At 41.5% G+C, this 26,015-nt stretch carries 20 protein-coding genes and 1 pseudogene; 14 read left to right on the plus strand and 7 right to left on the minus strand.

The features are described 5' to 3' along the window. Window positions 1-153: 153 nt before the first annotated feature. The 4 genes and pseudogenes from QM928_RS09265 to QM928_RS09280 form a co-directional block, all read right to left on the minus strand. Window positions 154-1,479, minus strand: a pseudogene (locus QM928_RS09265) (ISL3 family transposase). A 304-nt stretch (window positions 1,480-1,783) separates the two neighbouring features. After that, on the minus strand, window positions 1,784-2,515 hold the full coding sequence (locus QM928_RS09270; protein WP_049549023.1) for an ABC transporter permease: 732 nt from the start codon (window positions 2,513-2,515) through the stop codon (window positions 1,784-1,786). A 15-nt stretch (window positions 2,516-2,530) separates the two neighbouring features. After that, window positions 2,531-3,226, minus strand: coding sequence for an ABC transporter ATP-binding protein (locus QM928_RS09275; RefSeq protein WP_414295116.1), 696 nt, complete (start codon window positions 3,224-3,226; stop codon window positions 2,531-2,533). A 3-nt stretch (window positions 3,227-3,229) separates the two neighbouring features. Continuing rightward, on the minus strand, window positions 3,230-3,595 hold the full coding sequence (locus QM928_RS09280) for a GntR family transcriptional regulator (protein ID WP_414295115.1): 366 nt from the start codon (window positions 3,593-3,595) through the stop codon (window positions 3,230-3,232). Between the two features lie 139 nt (window positions 3,596-3,734). Here QM928_RS09280 and nrdR point away from each other — a divergent pair, with 139 nt between their 5' ends. The 12 genes from nrdR (at window position 3,735) to glmS (ending at window position 19,705) form a co-directional block, all read left to right on the plus strand. Further along, complete coding sequence (gene nrdR / locus QM928_RS09285; protein ID WP_001203674.1) at window positions 3,735-4,208, plus strand: transcriptional regulator NrdR; 474 nt, start codon at window positions 3,735-3,737, stop codon at window positions 4,206-4,208. Further along, window positions 4,209-5,375 (plus strand): DnaD domain protein, encoded by a 1,167-nt coding sequence (locus tag QM928_RS09290; protein WP_414295114.1) that lies wholly within the window; start codon window positions 4,209-4,211, stop codon window positions 5,373-5,375. After that, a complete protein-coding gene (gene dnaI, locus QM928_RS09295; protein WP_414295113.1) occupies window positions 5,376-6,272 on the plus strand; it encodes a primosomal protein DnaI in 897 nt (298 codons plus the stop codon). Next, window positions 6,269-6,982: an NADPH-dependent oxidoreductase gene (locus QM928_RS09300; protein ID WP_414295112.1), complete on the plus strand. Its 714-nt coding sequence runs from the start codon at window positions 6,269-6,271 to the stop codon at window positions 6,980-6,982. The genes dnaI and QM928_RS09300 overlap by 4 nt, the downstream gene beginning before the upstream one ends. A 13-nt stretch (window positions 6,983-6,995) precedes the next feature. Beyond that, window positions 6,996-8,306 carry a ribosome biogenesis GTPase Der gene (der, locus tag QM928_RS09305; protein WP_049508964.1) on the plus strand — a complete coding sequence of 437 codons (1,311 nt, stop codon included), beginning with the start codon at window positions 6,996-6,998 and terminating at the stop codon, window positions 8,304-8,306. Window positions 8,307-8,950: 644 nt separating this feature from the next. Then, window positions 8,951-11,464 carry a preprotein translocase subunit SecA gene (gene secA, locus QM928_RS09310; RefSeq protein ID WP_414295111.1) on the plus strand — a complete coding sequence of 838 codons (2,514 nt, stop codon included), beginning with the start codon at window positions 8,951-8,953 and terminating at the stop codon, window positions 11,462-11,464. 81 nt (window positions 11,465-11,545) lie between these two features. Next, on the plus strand, window positions 11,546-12,577 hold the full coding sequence (locus QM928_RS09315; RefSeq protein ID WP_075229783.1) for a 3-deoxy-7-phosphoheptulonate synthase: 1,032 nt from the start codon (window positions 11,546-11,548) through the stop codon (window positions 12,575-12,577). A gap of 1 nt (window position 12,578) precedes the next feature. Further along, complete coding sequence (locus tag QM928_RS09320; RefSeq protein WP_414295110.1) at window positions 12,579-13,610, plus strand: 3-deoxy-7-phosphoheptulonate synthase; 1,032 nt, start codon at window positions 12,579-12,581, stop codon at window positions 13,608-13,610. Window positions 13,611-13,656: 46 nt separating this feature from the next. Beyond that, entirely contained in the window at window positions 13,657-14,028 is a 372-nt protein-coding gene (gene acpS / locus QM928_RS09325) for a holo-ACP synthase (protein ID WP_414295109.1), read from the plus strand. Further along, window positions 14,009-15,112 (plus strand): alanine racemase, encoded by a 1,104-nt coding sequence (alr, locus tag QM928_RS09330; protein ID WP_414295108.1) that lies wholly within the window; start codon window positions 14,009-14,011, stop codon window positions 15,110-15,112. Before acpS ends, alr begins: the two co-directional genes overlap by 20 nt. Beyond that, window positions 15,108-17,153, plus strand: a complete 2,046-nt coding sequence (gene recG, locus QM928_RS09335) for an ATP-dependent DNA helicase RecG (protein ID WP_414295117.1) — start codon at window positions 15,108-15,110, stop codon at window positions 17,151-17,153. Before alr ends, recG begins: the two co-directional genes overlap by 5 nt. Window positions 17,154-17,896: 743 nt before the next feature. Then, entirely contained in the window at window positions 17,897-19,705 is a 1,809-nt protein-coding gene (gene glmS / locus QM928_RS09340) for a glutamine--fructose-6-phosphate transaminase (isomerizing) (RefSeq protein ID WP_414295107.1), read from the plus strand. 216 nt (window positions 19,706-19,921) lie between these two features. Here the strand turns inward: glmS and QM928_RS09345 are convergent, their stop codons facing one another. Beyond that, complete coding sequence (locus tag QM928_RS09345) at window positions 19,922-20,242, minus strand: hypothetical protein (protein ID WP_414295106.1); 321 nt, start codon at window positions 20,240-20,242, stop codon at window positions 19,922-19,924. A 180-nt stretch (window positions 20,243-20,422) separates the two neighbouring features. After that, window positions 20,423-21,907: a DUF1846 domain-containing protein gene (locus QM928_RS09350; RefSeq protein ID WP_049549034.1), complete on the minus strand. Its 1,485-nt coding sequence runs from the start codon at window positions 21,905-21,907 to the stop codon at window positions 20,423-20,425. A 152-nt stretch (window positions 21,908-22,059) separates the two neighbouring features. Here QM928_RS09350 and QM928_RS09355 point away from each other — a divergent pair, with 152 nt between their 5' ends. Together QM928_RS09355 and QM928_RS09360 are read left to right on the plus strand one after the other, a co-directional pair. Then, a complete protein-coding gene (locus QM928_RS09355) occupies window positions 22,060-23,670 on the plus strand; it encodes a glycoside hydrolase family 13 protein (protein ID WP_414295105.1) in 1,611 nt (536 codons plus the stop codon). 166 nt (window positions 23,671-23,836) lie between these two features. Beyond that, on the plus strand, window positions 23,837-25,804 hold the full coding sequence (locus tag QM928_RS09360) for a peptide ABC transporter substrate-binding protein (RefSeq protein ID WP_075227262.1): 1,968 nt from the start codon (window positions 23,837-23,839) through the stop codon (window positions 25,802-25,804). A gap of 52 nt (window positions 25,805-25,856) precedes the next feature. Here QM928_RS09360 and QM928_RS09365 read toward each other — a convergent pair. Next, the coding region (locus tag QM928_RS09365; protein WP_414295138.1) for a transposase at window positions 25,857-26,015 on the minus strand (159 nt) is incomplete at its 5' end.

Here is a 26,015-nt window from a genome sequence, read left to right on the forward strand (position 1 = left end):
CCATAAGATTCTTTCTAATGATGGTTTGGTCGCTTTTCATTATAGGTCTTATGGGACTTTTTTTCTACAACAAAAAAGGCTCCATAATTCCTATGGTGGTTTTACCCACTACAGAAATTATAGAGCCGTCAATTGTAGTGGGTTGATGAAAAGTTATAACCTGGAGAGGACCAACTTGGTTCTCTCCTTTTTGATATTCAAAGCAATGAGGATTCTAGTTTTAAAGTTTTCAAAGTTTCGAAAACCAAAGGCATTTCGTTTGATGAGTTTAATGAGATTATTACTTGCTTCCAATTTGGCGTTGGAATAAGGTGACTGAAGGGCGTTGACGATTTTCTCTTTGTCCTTGAGAAAGGTTTTAAAGACAGTCTGAAAAAGAGGATGAACCAGCTTAAGATTGTCCTTGATGAATCTGAAAAATTTGTCTGGTTCCTTATTCTGAAAGTGAAAAAGCAAGAGCTGATAGAGCTCATAGTGGTGTTTCAAGTCTTCTGAATAGTTCAAAAGCTTGTCTAGAATTTCTTTATTCGTCAAGTGCATACGAAAAGTAGGGCGATAAAATCGCTTATCGCTGAGTTTACGACTATCTGTTTAATGAGCTTCCAGTAACGTTTGATTGCCTTGTATTCATGAGATTTTCGCTCAAACTGATTCATAATTTGGACACGAACACGACTCATAGCGCGGCCTAAGTGTTGGAGTAAAACAGTCCAGTGGACTGTTTTAGCCTGAGTTTAGAAATATAATAACGAAGGGGGAAAACGATCTAGAACGATTTTAGCGCATGGAAAAAGCTGTTTAGCCAAGTCATAGTAAGGGCTAAACATATCCATGGTAATGACTTTCACGCGACTTCTCACCTTTCTAGAATAACGAAGAAAATGATTGCGAATGGTCACTTGAGTCCGCCCATCCAGGATAGCTACGATCTTTCTGGAATCAAAATCCTGTGCAATGAAGCTCATCTTCATCTCCCGATTGAAACAGTCACTCCCCTGACTGTTTCAACATCCCAGGACATAATCTCAGGAAGTCGGCTAAAGTCATGCTTAAAGTGAAAGTCATTTAGCTTGCGAATGACAGTTGCAGTTGAAATGGCTAGCTGATGGGCAATATCGGTCATAGAAGTCTTTTCAATCAACTTTTGAGCAATTTTTTGGTTGATAACACGAGGAATTTGATGATTTTTCTTGACGAGGGAAGTCTCAGCGACCATCATTTTAGAGCACTGATGCACTTAAAACGGCGCTTTCTAAGAAGAATTCTAGTAGGCATACCAGTCGTTTCAAAATAAGGAATTTTCGACGGTTTTTGAAAATCATATTTCTTCATTTGAGTTCCGCACTCAGGGCAAGACGGGGCATCATAATCCAATTTAGCGAAGATTTCTTTGTGACTATCTCTATTAACGATATCTATAATTTGGATATTTGGGTTTTTGATATCAAGAAGTTTTGTGATAAAATATAATTGTTCCATAGGATTCTTTCTAATGATGGTTTGGTTGCTTTTCATTATAGATGATATGGGACTTTTTTTCTACAACAAAATAGGCTCCATAATATCTATAGGGGATTTACCCACTACAAATATTATAGAGCCGATAATATGCGTTTTATCATAGACAGATCTATTTCATTTTTTACTATAGTTGATTGAAATAAGATATGAACAAAGAGGTTAGGAAAGTCAAATTAATTTTTAAAAATGTTTTAGAATCCATGACGTGCTACTCTAAGTTCAATCCACTATAAAATTAAGTTTTTGACCATCCTCTGAATGATTACTGAAGATTAACCTTATTCTTCAAGATATAGTAAGTACCGAGGTAGAATCCAGCAATTAGGATTAAATCCGTAAAGATTTCAAATGTAAGCATCATATTGAAATTAGTATCTATGCGAAGGTTTAGACCGACAAAACCGAGCACGATCTGGATAACAATGTAGGCTAAAACTGCGAGTGCTGTGCGGTATTCATTGAAAAGTTGTCCGATGGAGATTGCCAAGTAGATGCAGAGGATTCCTGAAATTGTGCCAAGGATGAATGAAATTAGATATAAGCCGATACTGTCTAGGTACTGTTGGAACAAGTCTTTGAAAGCAAGGAAATTAACAGAATTAGGCTCAATTATCACAAGAATGATATAAATGCTCAGAACCAAGACTGCTGAACTGATCAGAGACCAAATGAAGGCCCCCAAGAGTTTGGCCATGATAATCTGGTGTTCGGAAACTGGCAAGGTCAAAGTCAGATAACCTTGTCGATCATAGACACTACCCTTGAAGCGACGGATGATCAAAATCAAGGTTGAAATCCCAAGCGTAATCATCAAGCCACCAAACACGAGTGCTAGAAAAATAAGTAGAATAGGTTGACTTTCTTTGATAGGAATATCGTTGTAAGTCCTTGCTTGAATTCCGATAAGAGCAGAAAGTACCAGTACAGCACCATAGAGGGCTAAATACCATTTGTTAACATTTTTAAATTCATAACGAACTAAATTCCAAAACATAATAATCTCCTTTATCTAGGCTTTGAACTCATGACGGAAGAGTTGGTCGATAGACTCTCCAGACTCATAGCGAATATCATCAACATTTCCTTGACGGACGACTTTTCCATCCTTGAGGAAAACAATCTCATCCAAGATTGGTTCGATGTCTGAAATCAAGTGAGTTGAAATCAAGACAGTCGAAGTTGGAGAGTAGTTGTTGATGATGGTGTTCAAGATATAGTCACGAGCTGCTGGGTCGACACCCCCGATTGGTTCATCAAGCACATATAGACGAGCATCACGACTCATGACAAGAATCAACTGAACCTTTTCTTTGTTCCCTTTTGAGAGTTTCTTGAAACGGCTATTTTCATCAATGCCAAGGTCACGAAGAAGACCTTGAGCACGTTCCAGATTAAAATCTTGGTAGAAGGTCTTGAAATAAGTGAGAGCTTCCTTGACCTTCATTTGCTCGTTGAGGTAGGTCGTATCAGGAAGATAAGAAACAATTGCTTTAGTTGCTGGGCTTGGTTCTATGCCATTGATGAGGATGCGCCCTTCCTCTGGCTGTAGTAAGCCGTTGATTAGTTTAATCAAGGTTGTCTTTCCAGAACCGTTTGGGCCAAGGAGACCAACGATTTTTCCAGCTGGAATTTCAAGGGAAACATTTGTAATAGCAGGACTTGCTCCATAGGATTTTGACACATTTTCAAATGCTAACAAGGTCATAGTTTAAACTCCTTCAATATAATCTCTCAAAACAGTCGGTAGTTCTTCTTTTTCATAGCCAAATTCTACCATGCCTGTTACAAACTGTTGCAGCTGTTCTTCTGACAGTTGCTTACGGGATTGGAGGATCAAGTCCAAATCCTCTGTGACAAAGCGTCCAGATGTCCGCTTGGTATAAACGAAGCCTTCTCTTTCCAAGTCCGATAGGGCGCGCTGGATGGTGTTGGGATTGACACCTGCCTTGCTTGCTAATTCTCTAACGGTTGGAAGCTGTTGATTGGGCTCGAGTTTATGGGAAATAATCTGCAATTTGATTTTCTCCATAATCTGCAAATAAATGGGTTTATTGTTATCAAATGTCCAAGACATCACGATCTCCTTTCTAATTACCTTTGTGTTAATTCAATAATACAACAAAACAAAAAACTTGTCAAGCCAAAAGGAGAATTATTTTGGGAATCTCTTAAAAAATGGTATAATGAAAAGAAAACGACAAGGAGGAAAAGGCATGCGTTGTCCAAAATGTGGCGCTACAAAATCAAGTGTAATCGATAGTCGCCAGGCTGAAGAAGGAAATACAATCAGAAGAAGACGTGAGTGTGAAGAGTGTCAGCATCGTTTTACAACCTATGAACGTGTTGAAGAGAGAACACTAGTTGTGGTCAAAAAAGATGGTACACGGGAACAATTTTCAAGAGATAAAATCTTTAACGGGATTATTCGTTCAGCCCAGAAACGTCCAGTGTCTAGTGATGAGATTGGCATGGTGGTCAATCGTATCGAACAAAAACTCCGTAGTCGCAATGAAAATGAAATTCAGAGTGAGGTTATTGGCTCCTTGGTTATGGAAGAGTTGGCAGAGTTAGATGAGATTACTTATGTCCGTTTTGCCAGCGTTTACCGTAGTTTTAAGGATGTGAGTGAGCTTGAAAGCCTACTCCAGCAGATTACACAATCCTCTAAAAAGAAAAAGGAAAAATAAATGAAGCCAAATGACCGTTTTTCTTTTGTAAAGAATAATCGGGTGTCGCAAGATACCTCATCAATGGTGCAGTGCTACCTCCCGATTATCGGTCAGGAGGCGCTGAGCCTCTATCTTTATGCCGTAACTTTTTGGGATGATGGTCAAAAGGAGCACCTCTTTGCAGCCATGCTCAATCATCTTAATTTTGGGATGGATAGTCTTTTAAAGGCTTTTAAAACTCTAACAGCCATGAAATTGGTGACCCTCTATCAGCAGGGAGAGGCCTATAACTTGTTACTTCATCCTCCCCTATCGACTCAAGAATTTTTACAACATACAGTTTATCGGACCTTATTAGAAAAAATGATTGGGGATAGTGCGGTTGCAGCCATGAGACAGGAAAGTGTTGAAGGGGAACTTATCTCGGTGGCCTTGAGTCAAATCTTTCCTCAGTTATCCGAGTCTGCGAGTCAAGAACCCTCTAGCAGTCAGCCTGCAGCAGATGATTTTGATTTGGAGCATTTCCGTCAGCTCATGGCCCGTGATGGTCTTCGTTTTCAAGATGAGACTTCGGATGTTTTGACCTTGTTTGCAATAGCAGACGAGCAGAGGTGGACTTGGTTTGAAACTTATCAAGTAGCTAAAGCGACAGCAGTGTCGCAAGTGATTTCTGTCAAACGCATCCGTGAAAAGATAGCGCAAAAGCCTGTGACTTCTGACTTTAGTCCCAAGGAGGCAACCATTATCCGAGAGGCTAAGAAAAAGACAGCCTTGCAGTTCCTTGCTGAGATTAAGCAGACTCGCAAGGGAAGTATTACCCAGACTGAACGGGACCTGCTCCAGCAGATGGCGGCCTTGGGCTTGCTGGATGAAGTAATCAATGTTATCTTGCTCCTGACCTTTAATAAGGTTGATTCGGCCAATATCAATGAAAAATACGCCATGAAGGTGGCTAATGACTACGCTTATCAAAATATCCGTAGTGCAGAGGAGGCAGTTCTACGTATTCGTGAACGTGGCCAAAAAGCAAAAACGCAAAAGCAGAATCAGAATGCCCCAGCAAAAACCAATGTGCCTAAATGGAGCAATCCTGAATATAAGAATGAAACTAGCGAAGAAACTCGCTTAGAACTAGAACGTAAGAAAAAAGAAATGTTAGCTCGATTAGAAAAAGGAGGAGACTAGATGGAAAGTGTCGGAGACGTACTCAAGCGTCAACCAAGCCGATTTCAGTATCAGGATTTAGTCCAGCAAATTGTGAAAGACCCTGATGTTGCGGCCTTTATCCAGAAAGAATCTCTCAGTCAGGAGGAGTTAAACCGTAGTATTTCCAAGTTTAACCAATACATCACTGAGAGAGATAAGTTCCTCCGAGGAGATACAGACTATATCGCGCGTGGCTACAAGCCTATCCTAGTCATGAACCATGGCTATGCAGATGTTTCCTATGAAGAGACTCCGGAACTAATCGCAGCGAAAAAAGAAGCAGCGATTAAAAACCGTCTCAAACTAATCAACCTTCCAGCTAGTCTTAAAAAAGCTAGCCTAGCTCAAGTTGATTTAGATGATTTGGGGCGCTTGCCAGTTTTTGAAAAGCTCCTAGCCTTTGTGGAGCAATATTCAGCTATTCGAAAAGGTCTCTACTTATATGGAGACTTTGGTGTGGGTAAAAGTTTCATGGTGGCTGCCCTAGCTCATGATTTATCAGAAAAACGTGGTGTTTCATCAACGCTCCTCCACTATCCGAGCTTTGTCATCGATGTCAAAAATGCCATCGGTGATGGCAATGTTAAGACTTTGGTGGATGAGATTAAGCTTGCTGAAGTCTTGATTTTGGATGATATTGGTGCTGAGCAATCAACAGCTTGGGTGCGTGACGAGATTCTGCAGGTTATTCTCCAATATCGTATGCAGGAAGATTTGCCAACCTTTTTCACCTCCAATTTCAATTTTGAAGATTTGGAGAAGCATTTCGCTAAAGGGAAAAACGGAAATGACGAAACCTGGGAAGCTAGACGCGTCATGGAACGCATTCGTTATTTAGCAGAGGAAACAAGACTTGAAGGAGAAAACCGTCGATGACAGAAACAATCAAATTAATGAAGGCTCACACTTCAGTGCGTAGATTTAAAGAGCAAGAGATTCCCCAAGCAGACTTGAATGAGATCTTGACAGCTGCCCAAATGGCTTCTTCTTGGAAAAATTTCCAATCCTACTCGGTCATTCTTGTCAGAAGTCAAGAAAAGAAGGACGCCTTATTTGAGCTAGTTCCTCAGGAAGCGATTCGCCAGTCTGCAGCCTTTCTTCTCTTTGTTGGTGATCTAAACCGTGCAGAAAAAGGGGCTCGTCTCCATACGGATATTTTCCAACCTCAAGGGGTGGAAGGGCTCCTCATCACTTCAGTAGATGCGGCTTTGGCTGGACAAAATGCCTTGCTTGCGGCAGAAAGCCTAGGCTATGGTGGAGTGATTATCGGTTTGGTGCGTTACAAGTCTGTTGAGTTAGCAGAATTGTTCAAGCTTCCTGACTATACCTATCCAGTCTTTGGGATTGCACTCGGTGTGCCAAATCAACAGCATGCTGTAAAACCAAGACTGCCACTAGAGAATGTTGTCTTTGAGGAAGAATACCAAGAACAGTCAACTGAGGCAATTGAAGCCTATGACCGTGTACAGACTGAATATGCAGGTGCGCGTGCGACTACCACTTGGAGTCAACGTTTAGCAGAGCAATTCGGCAATCCAGAACCAAGCTCAACTCGAGAAAATCTTGAGCAGAAGAAGTTATTGTAGAAAGTGAGAAAACATGGCCTTACCAACTGTTGCCATTGTGGGACGTCCCAATGTTGGGAAATCAACCCTATTTAACCGTATCGCGGGAGAACGCATCTCAATCGTAGAAGATATTGAAGGTGTAACGCGAGATCGTATCTATGCCACAGGTGAGTGGCTCAATCGTTCTTTTAGTATGATTGATACCGGGGGAATCGATGATGTAGATGCGCCTTTCATGGAACAAATCAAGCACCAGGCAGAAATTGCCATGGAAGAAGCAGATGTCATCGTCTTCGTCGTGTCTGGAAAAGAAGGAATTACAGATGCGGACGAATACGTTGCCCGTAAACTTTATAAAACTCATAAACCAGTCATCTTAGCCGTTAACAAGGTTGACAATCCAGAGATGCGAAATGATATCTATGATTTCTATGCTCTTGGATTGGGCGAACCTCTACCAATCTCATCTGTTCACGGTATCGGGACAGGGGATGTGCTGGATGCTATTGTGGAAAACCTCCCACATGAAGTTGAAGAAGAAAATCCAGATGTTATTAAATTCAGCTTGATTGGTCGTCCAAATGTTGGAAAATCTAGCTTGATTAATGCCATTTTGGGAGAAGATCGCGTCATTGCTAGCCCTGTCGCTGGTACCACTCGTGATGCCATTGACACCCATTTTACAGATGCTGACGGCCAAGAGTTTACCATGATTGATACGGCTGGTATGCGTAAGTCAGGTAAAGTCTATGAAAATACTGAGAAATACTCGGTTATGCGTGCTATGCGTGCCATTGACCGTTCAGATGTAGTCCTGATGGTCCTCAATGCCGAGGAAGGTATTCGTGAGTATGACAAGCGTATCGCTGGATTTGCCCACGAAGCTGGTAAAGGGATGATTATCGTGGTCAATAAGTGGGATACTCTTGAAAAAGACAACCACACCATGAAAAACTGGGAGGAAGATATCCGTGAGCAGTTCCAATACCTGCCTTACGCACCGATTATCTTTGTTTCAGCTTTGACCAAGCAACGTCTCCACAAGTTGCCTGAGATGATTAAGCAAATCAGTGAAAGTCAAAATACCCGTATTCCATCAGCTGTCTTGAACGATGTGATTATGGATGCTATCGCCATCAATCCAACACCGACAGACAAAGGGAAACGCCTCAAGATTTTCTATGCGACCCAAGTGGCAACCAAACCACCAACCTTTGTCATCTTTGTCAACGAAGAAGAACTCATGCACTTCTCTTACCTACGTTTCTTGGAAAATCAAATCCGCAAGGCCTTTGTCTTTGAAGGAACTCCGATTCATCTCATTGCAAGAAAACGGAAATAAATAAGCAAGATCTGGAATGCGATTTCCAGATCTTTTTGATATAATAAAATAAGGAAAGCGTTGGAGAGGTAAGGAGATGGAAAAACTATTAAAATTCTTGATTTTGGCACCCTACTTTTACTTTTTTCGTTGGCAAGGGAAGGTACAGCCAGGAAGTAAGTACTTTTCTGTCTTTTACTATTTTTATTGGTTTTATATGCCTCTAGCAGCATTGTTTAGTCTAGTTTTCACGCTTTTTTCGCTAGTCTTATTTAACTTTATTTTACAAGAACCAAGGGATTTTGTTAGATGGGTGATATGGCTACTTTTAGTCTTTTTATCCTTAGTCAATGACTGGAAAATCTATGCTTGTCTAAAATTTATGAATAAGCTACGATTGGAAAAGAAGAAATCCAGTCTTCCTTGAAAGAAATAGGCAAGCTTTTATCTGATAGAAAATGATGGCAATTTTTTCATGGATAAACTAGCTAGAAGCATTAATGAAGAAAACTAGCCTCGGAATAGGAATTTTAAGGGAACTAATCACCTTGGTTAGCCCTTTTTTCGTCCTAAGGGAAAACGGAATATTTCTTGAAAAAAATGGGCAAATATGCTACAATAAAAAGAACATTCTAAAATATTCAGAATTTAAAGTAAGGAAAAAAATGGCAAATTTATTAAAATCAATCATCGAAAATGATAAAGGAGAAATTCGTCGTCTGGAGAAGATGGCTGATAAAGTCCTAAAATATGAAGATGAAATGGCTGTGTTAACAGACGAGCAATTGCAAGCAAAAACAGAAGAATTCAAACAACGCTATCAAAATGGTGAGACTCTTGACCAACTTTTGTATGAGGCGTTTGCGGTTGTCCGTGAGGGAGCTAAGCGTGTCCTTGGTCTCTTCCCATATAAGGTTCAGGTTATGGGTGGTATCGTTCTTCACCATGGTGACGTTCCTGAGATGCGTACAGGTGAAGGTAAAACTTTGACAGCGACTATGCCTGTATACCTCAATGCTCTTTCAGGTAAAGGGGTTCACGTAGTTACGGTCAATGAATACCTTTCTGAACGTGACGCGACTGAGATGGGTGAATTGTACTCATGGCTTGGCTTGTCAGTAGGGATCAACTTGGCGGCCAAATCTCCAATGGAGAAAAAAGAAGCCTATGAGTGTGATATCACTTACTCAACCAACTCAGAAATTGGATTTGACTACCTCCGTGATAACATGGTTGTCCGTGCGGAGAATATGGTTCAACGTCCACTTAACTATGCCTTGGTTGATGAAGTTGACTCTATCTTGATTGACGAGGCGCGTACACCTTTGATCGTATCAGGAGCCAATGCAGTTGAAACCAGTCAACTCTACCATATGGCTGACCATTTTGTGAAGTCTTTGGATAAGGATGACTATATCATTGACATCCAGTCTAAGACTATTGGTCTATCAGATTCTGGTATTGACAAGGCCGAAAGCTACTTCAATCTAAGCAACCTCTACGATATTGAAAATGTTGCTCTGACTCACTTTATCGATAACGCCCTTCGTGCCAACTACATCATGCTTCTTGATATTGACTATGTGGTCAGCGAAGAGCAAGAAATCTTGATTGTCGACCAATTTACTGGTCGTACCATGGAAGGTCGTCGTTATTCGGATGGTTTGCACCAAGCGATTGAAGCTAAAGAAGGTGTGCCAATCCAGGACGAAACCAAGACTTCAGCCTCTATTACCTACCAAAACCTCTTCCGTATGTACAAGAAATTGTCTGGTATGACAGGTACAGGTAAGACTGAGGAAGAAGAATTCCGCGAAATTTACAATATTCGTGTTATTCCTATCCCAACAAACCGTCCGGTTCAACGTATCGACCACTCAGACCTACTCTATGCAAGTATCGAGGCTAAGTTTAAGGCTGTTGTCGAAGATGTAAAAGCTCGTTACCAAAAAGGTCAGCCTGTCTTAGTTGGTACGGTTGCAGTTGAAACCAGTGACTATATTTCTAAGAAATTGGTAGCTGCAGGCGTTCCTCACGAAGTATTGAATGCCAAGAACCACTACAAAGAAGCTCAAATTATCATGAACGCGGGTCAGCGTGGTGCGGTTACAATCGCGACCAACATGGCCGGTCGTGGTACCGACATCAAACTTGGGGAAGGTGTTCGTGAACTTGGTGGACTTTGTGTCATCGGTACAGAACGCCATGAAAGCCGTCGTATCGATAACCAGCTTCGCGGACGTTCAGGTCGTCAAGGGGATCCAGGTGAATCTCAATTCTACCTTTCTCTTGAAGATGATTTGATGAAACGCTTTGGTTCAGAACGCTTGAAAGGTGTCTTTGAACGCCTCAATATGTCTGACGAAGCTATCGAATCTCGCATGTTGACCCGTCAAGTAGAAGCAGCTCAAAAACGTGTTGAGGGAAACAACTACGATACTCGTAAACAAGTCCTTCAGTACGATGACGTCATGCGTGAACAACGTGAGATTATCTACTCACAACGCTACGATGTTATCACTGCTGATCGTGACCTTGCTCCTGAGATTCATGCCATGATTAGACGCACAATTGGTCGTGTTGTTGATAACCACGCTCGTGCTAAACAAGATGAAAAATTAGAAGCAATCCTCAACTTTGCTAGATTCAACCTCTTGCCAGAAGATTCTATTTCTCTTGATGACTTGTCAGGCTTGTCAGATAAAGAAATCAAGGAAGAACTCTTCCAACGTGCTTTGGTTGTTTACAATAACCAAGTATCTAAGTTAAGAGATGAAGAAGCCGTTAAGGAATTCCAGAAGGTATTGATCCTACGTGTGGTTGACAATAAATGGACTGACCATATCGATGCCCTTGACCAGTTGCGTAATGCTGTTGGTCTCCGTGGTTATGCTCAGAACAACCCAGTCGTAGAGTATCAAGCAGAAGGTTTCCGTATGTTTAATGATATGATCGGTTCTATTGAGTTTGATGTTACTCGTTTGATGATGAAAGCTCAAATCCATGAACAAGAACGCCCACAGGCGGAGCGTCATATCAGCACGACAGCGACTCGAAATATTGTTGCCCAACAAGCTGACCTTCCTGCAGATTTGGACGTCAGCCAAATCAAACGTAATGACTTGTGTCCATGTGGATCAGGTAAGAAGTTTAAAAACTGTCACGGAAAACGACGTTAAGATTGAATGATTTTCAGGCGGATGCCTAGTGAAAAGTGAATTTTCACTTGGCGTCCGCTTGCTTTATAAGGAGGATGAAATATGGTATTTACAGCCAAAAGCCCTAAAATTAATATCCAAGAAGTTCGTAGTGTATCTAAATTAGAAGGTCAGGCCCTTGCCAAGAAACATCAACGGGATCAAGAACTTGAAGCGATTATTCGTGGTGAAGATCAGCGTATTCTCTTAGTGATTGGACCATGTTCATCTGATAACGAAGAAGCAGTCCTCGAGTATGCTAAACGTCTCTCAGCCTTGCAAGAGGAAGTCAAAGACCGTGTCTTTATGGTCATGCGTGTCTATACTGCTAAACCACGTACAAATGGTGACGGTTATAAGGGCTTGATTCATCAGCCGAATGCCAAAGAAGCGCCTAGCCTCATCAATGGAATCAAGGCTGTTCGCCATCTGCATTATCGCGTTATTTCTGAAACAGGAATGACCACGGCGGATGAAATGTTATATCCAGAGAACCTTCCCTTGGTAGATGATCTAATTTCCTACATGGCAGTTGGAGCTCGTTCTGTCGAAGATCAGCAACACCGTTTTGTAGCTAGTGGAGCAGATTTTTCAACTGGCTTTAAAAATCCAACATCTGGCAATCTCAATGTCATGTTTAATGGGATTTATGCGGCACAAAATAAGCAGAGCTTCCTTTTCTTGGGGAAAGAAGTCGAGACGACTGGAAATCCACTCTCTCATGCTATTCTTCGTGGGGCCCTCAATGAATACGGGAAAAATATTCCTAACTATTATTACGATAATCTAGTGGACACCATTGCCCAGTATGAAGAGATGGGGCTTGAAAATCCATTTATCATCATCGATACCAACCATGATAATTCAGGAAAACAATATATGGAACAGATCCGTATTGTTCGCCAAACCTTGATTAACCGCGACTGGAATGAAAAGATTAAAAAATATGTTCGTGGATTTATGATTGAATCCTATCTAGAGGATGGACGTCAAAATGAGCCGGAAGTCTTTGGTAAATCCATCACGGATCCATGTCTAGGTTGGGAAAATACGGAAGCTTTGGTTCGAGAAATCTATCAAAGACTAGGAGAATAAAATGGCATTTATTGAAAAGGGTCAAGAAATCGATATTGAAGCGATAAAAGCAGAAACACAATTATCTGCAGAGGCTTTGAGTCGTAAGGAAAGTCGTGATCGTGAATTAGCAGAGATCATCTCTGGTAAGGATGAGCGTATCCTACTAGTCATAGGGCCATGTTCTTCTGACAATGAAGAAGCAGTCCTTGAGTATGCTCGTCGCTTGTCGGACTTACAGAAAAAAGTGGCTGATAAGATTTTTATGGTCATGCGCGTTTATACAGCTAAACCACGTACCAATGGAGATGGCTATAAGGGCTTGGTGCACCAGCCGGACACTTCCAAAGCACCGAGCCTGATTAATGGTTTGCAGGCTGTTCGCCAGCTACATTATCGGGTCATTACTGAAACAGGATTGACAACAGCAGATGAGATGCTCTACCCGTCTAATCTCGTTTTGGTTGATGATTTGGTCAGCTACCATGCGGTGGGGGCACGTTCTGTGGAGGACCAGGAGCACCGCTTTGTGGCTTCAGGGATTGATGCGCCGGTTGGGATGAAAAATCCAACTTCTGGTAATTTGTCGGTCATGTTCAATGCCATCTATGCGGCGCAAAACAAGCAAACCTTCCTTTACCATGGACAAGAAGTTGAGACATCTGGCAATCCCTTGGCCCACGTCATCCTTCGTGGAGCCTTAAATGAGTATGGGAAAAATGAACCCAACTTTTACTATGAAACCCTGTTAAACTCAATCGAAGGTTATGAGAAAATGGGCTTGGAAAATCCCTTTATTGTCATTGATACCAATCATGACAATTCAGGTAAGCAATATCTAGAGCAAATCCGCATCGTACGCCAGGCTTTGCTCAATCGTGATTGGAATGAGAAAATCAAGAAAACAGTCCGTGGTTTTATGATTGAGTCTTATCTAGCAGATGGTCGTCAAAATCAGCCAGAAATATTTGGTTGTTCGATTACAGATCCATGTCTAGGTTGGGAACATACAGAAGCCTTGGTAGAAGAAATTTACGCTACCTTAACAAAATAAGTGAAAAGGATGGAGTTGGGGGTATCTCAACTTCTTTTGATGAAAAATGATAGTTGGACATGGTATTGATATCGAAGAATTAGCGTCGATACAAGAGGCGATTGAAAGAAAAGACAGTTTTGCCCAGCGTGTTTTGACGGTCAAGGAACTGGAACGCTTTACTGGACTTAAAGGACGCAGAAAAATAGAATATCTAGCAGGGCGTTGGTCTGCCAAAGAAGCTTTTGCTAAGGCTATGGGAACCGGAATAGGCAAGCTTAGTTTTCAGGATTTAGAGATTTTGAATGACGAGAAGGGCGCCCCTTATTTTAGCCAAGCTCCTTTTCATGGTAAGATTTGGCTATCGATCAGCCACACTGAACAATATGCAACTGCAAGTGTAATTTTGGAGGAATCTCATGAAAACAAGTCCACATAGACCAACCAAGGCTCTTATTGATCTAGGAGCAATCCGCTATAACATCCAGCAAATGGGAACTCATATTCCACAAGGGACTCTCAAATGGGCGGTTGTAAAGGCTAATGCATATGGTCATGGGGCGGTCGCTGTTGCGACGGCTATCCAGTCAGATGTTGACGGCTTTTGTGTGTCAAATATTGATGAAGCACTGGAACTTCGTCAGGCAGGTATTGCTAAGAAGATTCTCATTTTAGGTGTATCTGAGGTCGAGTCAATTCCACTAGCCCAAGAATTTGATATTACCTTGACGGTAGCTGGTCTAGAGTGGGTGCAAGCCTTGTTGGCTGGTTATTCAGATCTAACTGGGCTAACAGTTCATCTTAAGATCGACTCAGGTATGGGACGGATTGGTTTTAGAGATGCTAGAGAAGCTCAAGAGGCCCAAGTTTTGCTTCAGGAACATGGGGCCTCTGTTGAAGGGGTTTTTACTCACTTTGCGACAGCAGATGAGAAGTCAGAGGTCTACTTTGATCAACAATTGCAGCGTTTCAAAGAGATTCTAGCAGAATTTAAAGATTTGCCAGAACTGGTTCATGCAAGCAACTCGGCTACAACCCTCTGGCATGCGGAAACAATTTTCAATGCAGTTCGTATGGGGGATGCCATGTACGGACTCAATCCTAGTGGACAGGTCTTGGAATTGCCCTATGACCTCAAACCAGCCTTATCCTTGGAGTCTGCCTTGGTTCATGTTAAGACAGTTTCAGCAGGTGCTTATGTAGGCTATGGAGCGACCTATCAAGCAGACAGTGAGCAAGTCATTGCAACGGTTCCAATCGGTTATGCAGATGGTTGGACACGTGACATGCAGAATTTCTCTGTTCTAGTAGATGGACAATTGTGCCCCATCGTAGGACGTGTATCCATGGACCAAATCACCATTCGTTTGCCTAAGCTTTATCCCTTGGGAACAAAAGTTATCTTGATTGGTTCAGACGGTGATAAGGAAATTACTGCAACAGATGTAGCAGTTTACCGAGGAACTATCAATTATGAGGTGATTTGCCTCCTCAGTGATCGAATTCCAAGAGAATATTATTAAAAAAACAAATGGAAAGGAGAGGAGCATGAATTTACATCAACCCTTGCATGTCTTACCTGGCGTGGGATCTAAATCAGCTGAGAAGTATGCCAAACTAGGAATTGAAAATTTGCAAGATCTCTTGCTCTACTTTCCTTTCCGTTATGAAGATTTTAAGACCAAGCAGGTACTAGAGCTAGAAGATGGCGAGAAGGCGGTTCTGTCTGGTCAGGTGGTAACGCCAGCTAGTGTTCAGTATTATGGATTTAAGCGTAATCGCCTGCGCTTTAGCCTCAAGCAGGGAGAGGTTGTTTTTGCGGTTAACTTTTTTAATCAACCCTATTTGGCTGATAAAATTGAGCTAGGGGCGACTCTAGCCGTCTTTGGCAAGTGGGACCGCGCCAAGGCTAGCCTTACAGGCATGAAGGTTTTAGTTCAAGTCGAGGATGACCTCCAACCTGTTTATCGATTGGCTCAAGGAATCAGCCAAGCCAGCTTGGTCAAGGTCATCAAGACCGCTTTTGACCAGGGGCTAGACCTCTTGATAGAGGAAAATCTCCCCCAGTCCTTGCTAGATAAATACAAACTCATGTCTCGCTGTCAGGCTGTTCGTGCTATGCATTTTCCTAAGGATTTAGCAGAATACAAACAGGCCCTTCGTCGAATCAAGTTTGAGGAGCTCTTTTATTTCCAAATGCAATTACAGACCCTCAAGTCTGAAAATAAGATTCACGGAAGTGGATTGATCCTGAATTGGTCCCAGGAAAAACTAACTGCAGTAAAAGAGAAATTGCCTTTTGCCTTAACCCAAGCCCAAGAAAAAAGCCTGCAAGAAATTCTAACAGATATGAAGTCGGACCATCACATGAATCGACTCTTACAAGGGGATGTTGGTAGTGGGAAGACAGTGGTTGCGGGGCTAGCGATGTACGCGGCTATAACGGCTGGTTATCAGGCAGCTCTAATGGTTCCGACAGAGATCCTTGCAGAGCAGCATTTTGAAAGTTTAGAGAGTCTCTTTCCAGATTTGAAACTAGCCCTCCTAACAGGTTCACTGAAAGCTGCAGAAAAACGCACGGTTTTGGAAACGATTGCTAAGGGCGAGGTTGATGTGATCGTCGGTACCCATGCTCTTATACAGGATGGGGTGGAATACGCTCGACTTGGTTTGATTATCATCGATGAACAACACCGATTTGGTGTGGGACAAAGACGTATTTTACGTGAAAAAGGAGAAAATCCAGATGTCCTCATGATGACGGCGACTCCGATTCCACGAACCTTAGCCATCACCGCCTTTGGAGATATGGATGTTTCCATTATTGACCAGATGCCTGCTGGGCGCAAACCAATCGTAACTCGCTGGATCAAGCATGAGCAACTGCCACAGGTTTTGACTTGGTTGGAAGGAGAAATTCAAAAAGGGTCTCAAGCCTATGTTATTTCTCCTTTGATTGAAGAATCTGAAGCCTTGGATTTGAAAAATGCTATCGCTTTATCGGAAGAGTGGACGGCTCATTTTTCAGAAAAAGCAAAAGTTGCTCTCTTGCATGGGAAGATGAAGAGCGATGAAAAAGACCAGATTATGCAGGAGTTCAAAGATAGAAAGACTGATATTCTGGTTTCGACAACGGTTATAGAAGTTGGGGTCAATGTGCCAAATGCGACCGTCATGATTATCATGGATGCTAATCGTTTTGGACTCAGTCAACTCCATCAGCTCAGAGGTCGCGTCGGTCGGGGAGACAAGCAGTCCTATGCGGTTCTTGTGGCTAATCCTAAAACGGACTCAGGTAAAGACCGCATGCGTATCATGACAGAAACGACCAATGGTTTTGTCCTTGCGGAGGAAGATTTGAAAATGCGCGGTTCGGGTGAGATTTTTGGAACCAGGCAGTCAGGTTTACCAGAGTTTCAAGTGGCTGATATTATCGAGGACTTCCCAATACTTGAGGAAGCACGTAAGGTGGCTAGTTATATTAGCTCACTGTCTAACTGGCAGGAGGACCCAGAGTGGCATATGATTGCTCTAAATCTAGAAAAGAAAGAACATTTAGATTAAGCTTTCTCTAAGAAAATCTTAAGTTTGCTTTTAGGGTTATTGCCTATACTAGAGTCATCAAAAAGAAACGAGGACTCTCACATGACAATGACAATTAAAGTAAATTACCAAAAAACGTTTCAACAGGAGCAAGCACCTTCTCCTAAATACTAAGTAAAAGAGCGGAAACGCTCTTTTTGTATGGGATTCGCAGGTAAGAGATTTAGAAAAATGCTTATGTTTATTTGATTTACTGAATGTATAAACTTCAACATCACTTCAAACAACACCTTAGTCTTAACGGGCAATCTAAAAGCAGTACTTTGAGAAACCTATGACTAGCTTTCTAGTTTGCTCTTTCGTTTTCATTGAGTCAGAAATTACTTTTAGTTTTTTCTAAGGAAAATATAAGCTATGTTTTAGGAAGGGATTTTATACTAGGTTCATCAGAAAGAAATGAGGACTCTCACATGACAATGACGATTAAAGTAAATTATCAAAAAAACTTTCAAGAAGTAGTAAAGACAGACAAGCTTGCTACAAAATAGTAGTTGTTAAGGGCAGTAGAGCCCTTTTTAAATACTTGCTTTAGGCAAAATATGATAGATTTCTAGTAGATATAGTCGGCAGAATCACGCTATACCAATTTTTATTCTTGACAAGTAAAAGAAACAAGTATATACTGTTTTTGCTGATTCTACAGAAGAAGAATCAGACTATACCAATTTAAGGGGAAAGCACAGCTTGTCTGTGTCGTATATACTATGTGTGGAATTGTTGGTGTTGTTGGAAACACAAATGCAACTGATATTTTGATTCAAGGGCTTGAAAAGCTCGAATACCGTGGTTATGATTCTGCGGGAATTTTTGTCCTAGGTGGTGCTGAAAACCATTTGGTGAAGGCTGTTGGTCGTATCTCAGAATTGTCTGCCAAGACAGCTGGTGTTGAGGGAACGAATGGTATCGGACATACTCGTTGGGCAACTCACGGAAAACCAACGGAATACAATGCTCACCCACACCGCTCTGAGACTGGTCGTTTTGTCTTGGTGCATAATGGAGTGATTGAAAACTACCTTGAAATCAAGGAAGACTACCTTGCAGGTCACCACTTCAAGGGACAAACAGATACAGAAATCGCTGTACACTTGATTGGAAAATTTGTTGAAGAAGACGGCATGTCAGTACTTGAAGCCTTTAAAAAAGCTCTTCACATCATCCGTGGTTCATATGCCTTTGCCTTGATTGACTCTGAAAATCCAGATGTCATCTATGTGGCTAAGAACAAATCACCACTTTTGATTGGTCTTGGAGATGGTTACAACATGGTCTGCTCAGATGCTATGGCTATGATTCGTGAAACTAACCAATACATGGAGATCCATGACCAAGAGTTGGTGATCGTCAAGGCTGATAGCGTGGAAGTTCAAGATTATGATGGCAATAGCCGTGAACGTGCTAGCTATACAGCTGAACTAGACTTGTCAGATATCGGTAAGGGAACTTACCCTTACTACATGCTTAAAGAAATTGATGAGCAACCAACGGTTATGCGTAAGCTCATCCAAGCCTACACAGATGAGGCTAGTCAAGTTGTCGTAGACCCAGCTATCATTAAGGCTGTTCAAGATGCAGATCGCATCTACATCCTTGCAGCTGGAACATCTTACCACGCAGGATTTGCTTCTAAGAAGATGTTGGAAGAATTGACAGATACGCCAGTTGAACTTGGAATTTCATCTGAGTGGGGCTATGGTATGCCACTTCTCAGCAAGAAACCACTCTTCATCTTTATCAGTCAGTCTGGTGAAACAGCGGATAGCCGTCAGGTTTTGGTCAAGGCTAATGAAATGGGAATCCCAAGCTTGACAGTGACAAACGTCCCAGGTTCAACTCTTTCTCGTGAAGCCAACCATACCATGCTCCTTCATGCAGGACCTGAAATTGCCGTGGCATCAACCAAGGCTTATACAGCGCAAATTGCAGCCCTTGCATTCCTGGCAAAAGCAGTTGGAGAAGCAAATGGCAATGCCAAAGCGCAAGCCTTTGATTTGGTTCATGAATTGTCAATTGTAGCCCAGTCTATCGAATCAACTCTTTCAGAGAAAGAAACCATTGAAGCTAAGGTTCGTGAGCTTCTTGAAACAACTCGTAACGCCTTTTACATCGGACGTGGCCAAGATTACTACGTAGCCATGGAAGCAAGTCTCAAACTCAAAGAAATTTCTTACATCCAGTGTGAAGGTTTTGCGGCAGGAGAACTTAAGCACGGGACTATTGCCTTGATTGAAGAAGGAACGCCTGTCTTGGCCCTCTTGTCAGATCCAGTTCTTGCCAACCATACTCGTGGAAATATCCAAGAGGTGGCAGCCCGTGGTGCCAAAGTCCTCACTATCGCAGAAGAAAATGTTGCTAAAGAGACAGATGATATCGTGCTTACGACCGTACACCCTTACCTCTCACCAATCTCAATGGTCGTACCAACACAATTGGTCGCTTACTTTGCAACCCTACACCGTGGACTTGATGTGGACAAGCCACGTAACCTTGCTAAGTCAGTAACGGTAGAATAAACCCAAAGTTTAAATCATAAGCAAAAGTGAACTAAATAGTTTTCTGGAAATCAGAATGCTATCTTGTTCACTTTTTTGTATATTTAATGAAAATTAATGACCAAACTAAGGTGTTTAGGTAGATATCTCACAGAATAGCTTTGAGATTGTAGATAAGAGTGACGCAGTCAGTCTCATTACACCAAGTTGATATTGTAGAGAAAACGGATCAAGATCTCAGCCAAGGTAGTTCAAGTCAAGATTGAAGAGGATTGATTCATACTCTTCGAAAATCTCTTCAAACCGCGTCAACGTCGCCTTGCCGTAGGTATGGTTACTGACTTCGTAAGTTCTATCCACAACTTCAAAACAGTGCTTTGAGCTGACTTCGTAAGTTCTATCCACAACTTCAAAACAGTGCTTTGAGCTGACTTCGTCAGTTCTATCCACAACCTCAAAACAGTGTTTTGAGCTGACTTCGTCAGTTTCATCTACAACCTCAAAGCAGTGCTTTGTGCAACCTGCGGCTAGTTTCCTAGTTTGCTCTTTGATTTTCATTGAGTATCACTCCTTTTAAGAATTCATTAGAAATAAATCTAAAATTAAATGTTATCTCGGTTTCTATTAAAATTAGAATTCTTTTTGAAAGATATGCTTGTGAAAGACTTGCAAGCTATAAAAAAACCTCTAAGAGCTGGACGATAAGGATCCAACTCTTAGAGGAGTGAGTGTCGTATTTTACTTGCGATACAAACGATCGTATTGATAGTAAGGATCAAAGGTTACGTTGATACCCAGTTTGCGAAGAACATTTTTGTCTTCGTCTGTTAGGATAATCGTAGAGTGAGCTTCGCTTCCTTTGAGATTTCCGAGCTCTTTCATGGCACGATCTGCATCAGGATTCTGCATTGCTGTGATGGCAAGAGCGATGAGGATTTCATTTGAGTGGAGTCGAGGGTTACGGCTACCCAAGTGATTGATTTTCAAACCTTGAATTGGTTTCACAACTTCTGGTTCAATTAATTTTGTTTCAGCATCAATGTTAGCGGACATCTTGATAGCATTGATCAATGCAGCCGCTGTTGGACCAAAGAGTTCTGAGTTCTTACCAGTAACGATTTCACCAGAAGGTAATTCAAGTGCTAGAGCAGGTCCGCCTGTTTCTTCTGCTTTTTGACGTGCGGCAACAGCAACCTTTCGGTCAGCTGGTGTGATACCTAGGTCATTCATGAGAAGCTCAATCTTCTTCACAGCAGTTTCTCCAACCTTCTCAGCTTTGAAGTCAAGAACTGTCTGGTAATAGCGGCGGATAATTTCCTGTTTAGATGCTTCAATGGCAGCGTCGTTATCAGTGATTGCAAAACCAACCATATTGACACCCATGTCAGTTGGAGACGCATAAGGAGACTCACCGAGAATACGTTCCAGCATACGCTTAAGAACAGGGAAAATCTCGATATCGCGGTTGTAGTTGACTGTGGTTTCTCCATAAGTTTGGAGATGGAATGGATCAATCATGTTGACATCATCAAGGTCTGCTGTAGCAGCTTCATAAGCTAAATTTACTGGATGATGAAGTGGGAGATTCCAAACTGGGAAGGTTTCAAATTTGGCATAACCAGACTTGATACCATTGATTTGGTCGTGGTACATGTTAGACATACAAGTTGCCAACTTACCTGAACCAGGACCAGGAGCAGTCACGACAATCAAGTTACGGCTAGTTTTGATATAGTCGTTTTTCCCCATACCTTCAGGAGAAATGATGTGATCCATATCTGTCGGATACCCTTTGATTGGGTAGTGGAGATAAGAGTCAATACCATTTTTCTCTAATTGATTACGGAAGGCATCAGCTGCCGGTTGGCCTGCATATTGAGTAATGACAACTGAGCCAACAAAGATACCGAGTTCATTGAATTTATCGATCAAACGAAGCACTTCTTGGTCATAAGAAATGCCCAAGTCTCCACGAGCTTTTGAGTGCTCTATATTGCTAGCGTTAATAGCGATAACAACCTCAACTTGCTCCTTCAATTCTTGCAAGAGCTTGATTTTGTTATCTGGTTCATATCCAGGAAGGACACGAGCAGCGTGGAAATCTTCCAACATCTTACCCCCAAACTCTAAATAGAGTTTGCCGTCAAATTGGTTGATGCGCTCCAAGATATGGTCGCGTTGTAGATTCAAATATTGTTCAGAACTAAAAGCTTGTTTTTTCATTTTTTTACCTCTGAGCTCTATTATATAAAAAAAATGGAAGATTAGAAACTAGAGAGTCGCAAAAGTGAGAAAAAAAGATAAAGCAAACGCTTGCATAATTTTGATAAAAGGTCTATGATGGAGTAAAGTCAATTTTAAATAGAGGTAAAAAGATGCAAGAAAAATGGTGGCACAATGCCGTTGTTTATCAGGTTTATCCAAAAAGTTTTAAGGATAGCAATGGAGATGGGATTGGTGATTTGCCTGGGATTACCAGTAAGCTAGACTATCTAGCTAAGTTAGGGATCACAGCGATCTGGCTTTCTCCAGTCTATGATAGCCCCATGGATGACAATGGTTATGATATTGCCAATTATCAAGATATCGCCGCTATTTTTGGAACCATGGAAGATATGGATGAGCTGATTGCTGAGGCTAAAAAACGAGATATCCGAATCATTATGGATTTGGTGGTCAATCATACATCAGATGAGCATGCTTGGTTTATTGAAGCTTGTGAAAATCCTGATAGTCCTGAGCGAGACTACTATATCTGGCGTGATGAACCTAACGAATTGGAGTCAATTTTCAGTGGATCTGCCTGGCAATATGATGAAAAGTCAGGTCAATATTACCTGCACTTTTTCAGCAAGAAGCAACCAGACCTCAACTGGGAAAATGAAGAACTTCGCCAAAAAATCTATGAGATGATGAATTTCTGGATTGATAAAGGGATTGGCGGTTTCCGTATGGACGTTATTGACATGATTGGGAAGATTCCTGATCAGAAGATTGTCAACAATGGTCCTATGCTTCATCCCTATCTCAAGGAAATGAATCAGGCTACTTTCGGCGACAAAGAGCTCTTGACAGTAGGGGAGACTTGGGGAGCAACACCAGAGATCGCTAAACTCTATTCAGATCCGAAAGGACAAGAATTGTCTATGGTCTTCCAGTTTGAACATATCTGTCTTCAGTATCAGGAAGGGAAACCTAAGTGGCAGTACCAAAAAGAGCTAAATGTTGGGAAGTTAAAAGAGATTTTCAACAAATGGCAGACAGAGTTGGGAGTTGAAGATGGCTGGAATTCCCTCTTCTGGAACAACCATGACCTCCCTCGTATTGTCTCTATCTGGGGGAATGACCGAGACTACCGCGAAAAATCTGCCAAAGCGTATGCCATCTTGCTTCATCTCATGAGAGGGACTCCTTATATTTACCAAGGGGAGGAGATTGGGATGACCAATTTCCCATTTGAAAAGCTAGATCAAGTAGAGGATATTGAATCCCTCAACTATGCGCGTGAGGCTCTTGAAAAAGGTGTTCCAATGGAAGCAATCATGGATAGCATTCGCGTGATTGGTCGTGACAATGCCCGTACGCCAATGCAGTGGGATGAGACAAAAAATGCTGGTTTCTCAGATGGTCAACCTTGGCTTGCAGTTAATCCAAACTATGCGAAGATAAATGTAGAAGAAGCTTTAGCAAACCCAGATTCTATCTTCTATACTTATCAAAAATTGGTAAACATTCGTAAGGAAAATAGCTGGTTGGTTCGTGCAGACTTTGAACTTCTTGATACGACTGAAAAAGTCTTTGCTTATATCCGTAAGGATGGAGACCGTCGTTTCCTAGTGGTGGCCAATTTGTCCAATCGACAGCAAGAGTTTGCAGTAGAAGGGTCAGTTAAGTCTATCTTGATTGAAAATACCTCAGTAGAAGCAGTTTTGACTACACAGAGCTTGGCTCCTTGGGATGCCTTCTGCGTCGAATTAGCCAATTAAACCTAAAACTCAAGTATCTTAGATGCTTGAGTTTTTTCTAAAATAAGTGTATAAATTTCTTAAAAAAATATTAGTTTGAATTTTCTAAAAAATCACCTGAAAATCCTTGCTTTTATATAAAAATAGGGTATAATGGTGAAAAATAGTATTTTAAAGGAGAATACCGATGAAATCGAAAAAGTGGCTCGCAGTAGCAGGGATAACGATGAGCGCAGCTCTTCTTTTGGCAGCTTGTGGCAAGACTGAGAAAAAAGCAGATGCTCCAACAACATTTTCGTATGTATATGCCATTGATCCAACAACATTGGACTATAGCGTTACTAGTAAAAGTTCAACATCAGACGTCATTGCTAACTTGGTCGATGGACTCTTGGAAAATGACAAATATGGGAACTTGATTCCATCGCTTGCTGAAGACTGGTCTGTTTCACAGGACGGTTTGACCTACACCTACAAGCTACGTAAAGGTGTCAAATGGTATACTTCAGAAGGAGAAGAGTATGCTGAAGTCAAGGCCCAAGACTTTGTGACAGGTTTGAAGCATGCTGCAGATGGCAAATCAGATGGCCTAACTCTTATCCAAGACTCTATCAAAGGTTTGGCAGAGTACGTTAGTGGTGAAACAAATGACTTCTCAACAGTCGGTGTTAAAGCAGTTGACGATTATACAGTCGAGTATACCTTGAACAAACCAGAAAGCTTCTGGAATTCTAAGGTGACAACAGCGACTATGCTCCCTGTTAATGAAGAATTCTTAAATTCTCAAGGAAAAGATTACGGTGCGGCAGCTCCCTCAGGTATTCTCTACAATGGTCCATATATTTTGAAGAACTTCACTTCAAAATCCGTGATCGAGTACGAAAAGAATCCAAACTACTGGGATAAAGACAATGTTAAAATTGATCACGTCAAGCTGACTTTCTACGATGGTTCTGACCAAGAATCATTGATTCGTAGCTTTGCGTCAGGCTCATATACGACAGCTCGTCTCTTCCCAACTAGTTCAAGTTTTGATTCAACTAAGAAAGAATACGGCGATAAGATTGTTTATAGCCCGCAAGAAGCGACAAGCTATTACTTTACTTTCAACGTAAATCGTCAGTCTTACAATAAAACAGCTAAGACAGATGATGCCCAAAAAACATCAACTAAAGAAGCGCTTCTCAATAAAAACTTCCGTCAAGCTATCAACTTTGCTCTAGACCGTCACGCCTACTCTGCACAGATGAATGGTGAAGAAGGTGCAGACAAGATTATCCGTACTAGCCTTGTGCCTTATGACTATGTTCAAGTTGGTGAAAAGACCTTCGGTGAATTGGCTCAAGAACAATTGGTAACATACGGAGACCAGTGGAAGGATGTAGCTTTGACAGATGGTAAAGATACCCTTTACAATCCAACAAAAGCAAAAGCTGCCTTTGAAAAAGCAAAATCAGAATTGCAAGCTAAAGGTGTAACCTTCCCAATTCATTTGGATATTCCAGTTGAGCAGACAGATGTCATTGCTGTACAGCAAACAAACTCTCTCAAACAGTCTGTCGAAGCAGCACTTGGAAGTGAAAATGTTGTTATCGATGTACTTCAAATGACTGACAATGAGAAAATGAGCATTACATCTCAAGCTAAAGTGCCTTCTCAAAAAGACTATGACTTGAACGGAACTGGTTGGGGGCCAGACTATCAAGACCCAGCAACCTACCTCAATATCTTAGATGCTAAGAAGGGTTCTGCTCTTAAACACTTGGGTATCACAAAAGGTAAAGATCCAGAAGTTATGGCTCAAGTTGGACTTGATGAGTACAAGAAGCTCTTGGATGATGCAGCATCAGAAACAAGCGATCTTAACAAACGCTATGAAAAATATGCCAAAGCACAAGCTTGGGTTTCAGATAGCTCACTTCTTATCCCTGTTGCTTCTTCAGGTGGTTCTCCGACAGTTAGTCGTACAGTGCCATTCACAAAAGCTTACTCTCAAGTTGGTATCAAGGGAGATCCATTTGTATTCAAAGGTTTAGAATTGCAAAATGATATTGTAACAGCTAAAGAATACGAAGAAGCTCTCAAGAAATGGCAAAAAGAGAAAATTGAAACAAATGCCAAATACCAAAAAGAACTAGCAAATCACGTTAAATAGTCTTTTGTAATGAATAAAGGCTCTTTGTCAACTGTAGTGGGTTGATGAAAAGTTATAACCTGGAGAGGACCAACATGGTTCTCTCCTTTTTGATGTTCAAAGCAATGAGGATTCTAGTTTTAAAGTTTTCAAAGTTCCGGAAGCCAAAAGCATTGCGCTTGATGACCTTAATGAGGTTATTAGTAGCCTCCAGTTTCGCGTTTGAGTAGGG

Origin of the sequence: Streptococcus infantis (genome assembly GCF_047460405.1) — a bacterium.
Classification (GTDB): Bacteria; Bacillota; Bacilli; order Lactobacillales; family Streptococcaceae; genus Streptococcus; species Streptococcus infantis_Q.

Bases quoted from the DNA above. Each gene is read 5' to 3' on its own strand.
- QM928_RS09275 (WP_414295116.1), bottom strand. From the start codon at position 3,226: ATGACCTTGTTAGCATTTGAAAATGTGTCAAAATCCTATGGAGCAAGT.
- acpS (WP_414295109.1), top strand. From the start codon at position 13,657: ATGATAGTTGGACATGGTATTGATATCGAAGAATTAGCGTCGATACAA.
- alr (WP_414295108.1), top strand. From the start codon at position 14,009: ATGAAAACAAGTCCACATAGACCAACCAAGGCTCTTATTGATCTAGGA.
- QM928_RS09360 (WP_075227262.1), top strand. From the start codon at position 23,837: ATGAAATCGAAAAAGTGGCTCGCAGTAGCAGGGATAACGATGAGCGCA.
- QM928_RS09290 (WP_414295114.1), top strand. From the start codon at position 4,209: ATGAAGCCAAATGACCGTTTTTCTTTTGTAAAGAATAATCGGGTGTCG.
- QM928_RS09280 (WP_414295115.1), bottom strand. From the start codon at position 3,595: ATGTCTTGGACATTTGATAACAATAAACCCATTTATTTGCAGATTATG.
- QM928_RS09270 (WP_049549023.1), bottom strand. From the start codon at position 2,515: ATGTTTTGGAATTTAGTTCGTTATGAATTTAAAAATGTTAACAAATGG.
- dnaI (WP_414295113.1), top strand. From the start codon at position 5,376: ATGGAAAGTGTCGGAGACGTACTCAAGCGTCAACCAAGCCGATTTCAG.
- QM928_RS09350 (WP_049549034.1), bottom strand. From the start codon at position 21,907: ATGAAAAAACAAGCTTTTAGTTCTGAACAATATTTGAATCTACAACGC.
- QM928_RS09345 (WP_414295106.1), bottom strand. From the start codon at position 20,242: ATGAAAATCAAAGAGCAAACTAGGAAACTAGCCGCAGGTTGCACAAAG.
- der (WP_049508964.1), top strand. From the start codon at position 6,996: ATGGCCTTACCAACTGTTGCCATTGTGGGACGTCCCAATGTTGGGAAA.
- glmS (WP_414295107.1), top strand. From the start codon at position 17,897: ATGTGTGGAATTGTTGGTGTTGTTGGAAACACAAATGCAACTGATATT.
- QM928_RS09320 (WP_414295110.1), top strand. From the start codon at position 12,579: ATGGCATTTATTGAAAAGGGTCAAGAAATCGATATTGAAGCGATAAAA.
- QM928_RS09315 (WP_075229783.1), top strand. From the start codon at position 11,546: ATGGTATTTACAGCCAAAAGCCCTAAAATTAATATCCAAGAAGTTCGT.
- nrdR (WP_001203674.1), top strand. From the start codon at position 3,735: ATGCGTTGTCCAAAATGTGGCGCTACAAAATCAAGTGTAATCGATAGT.
- secA (WP_414295111.1), top strand. From the start codon at position 8,951: ATGGCAAATTTATTAAAATCAATCATCGAAAATGATAAAGGAGAAATT.
- QM928_RS09300 (WP_414295112.1), top strand. From the start codon at position 6,269: ATGACAGAAACAATCAAATTAATGAAGGCTCACACTTCAGTGCGTAGA.
- QM928_RS09355 (WP_414295105.1), top strand. From the start codon at position 22,060: ATGCAAGAAAAATGGTGGCACAATGCCGTTGTTTATCAGGTTTATCCA.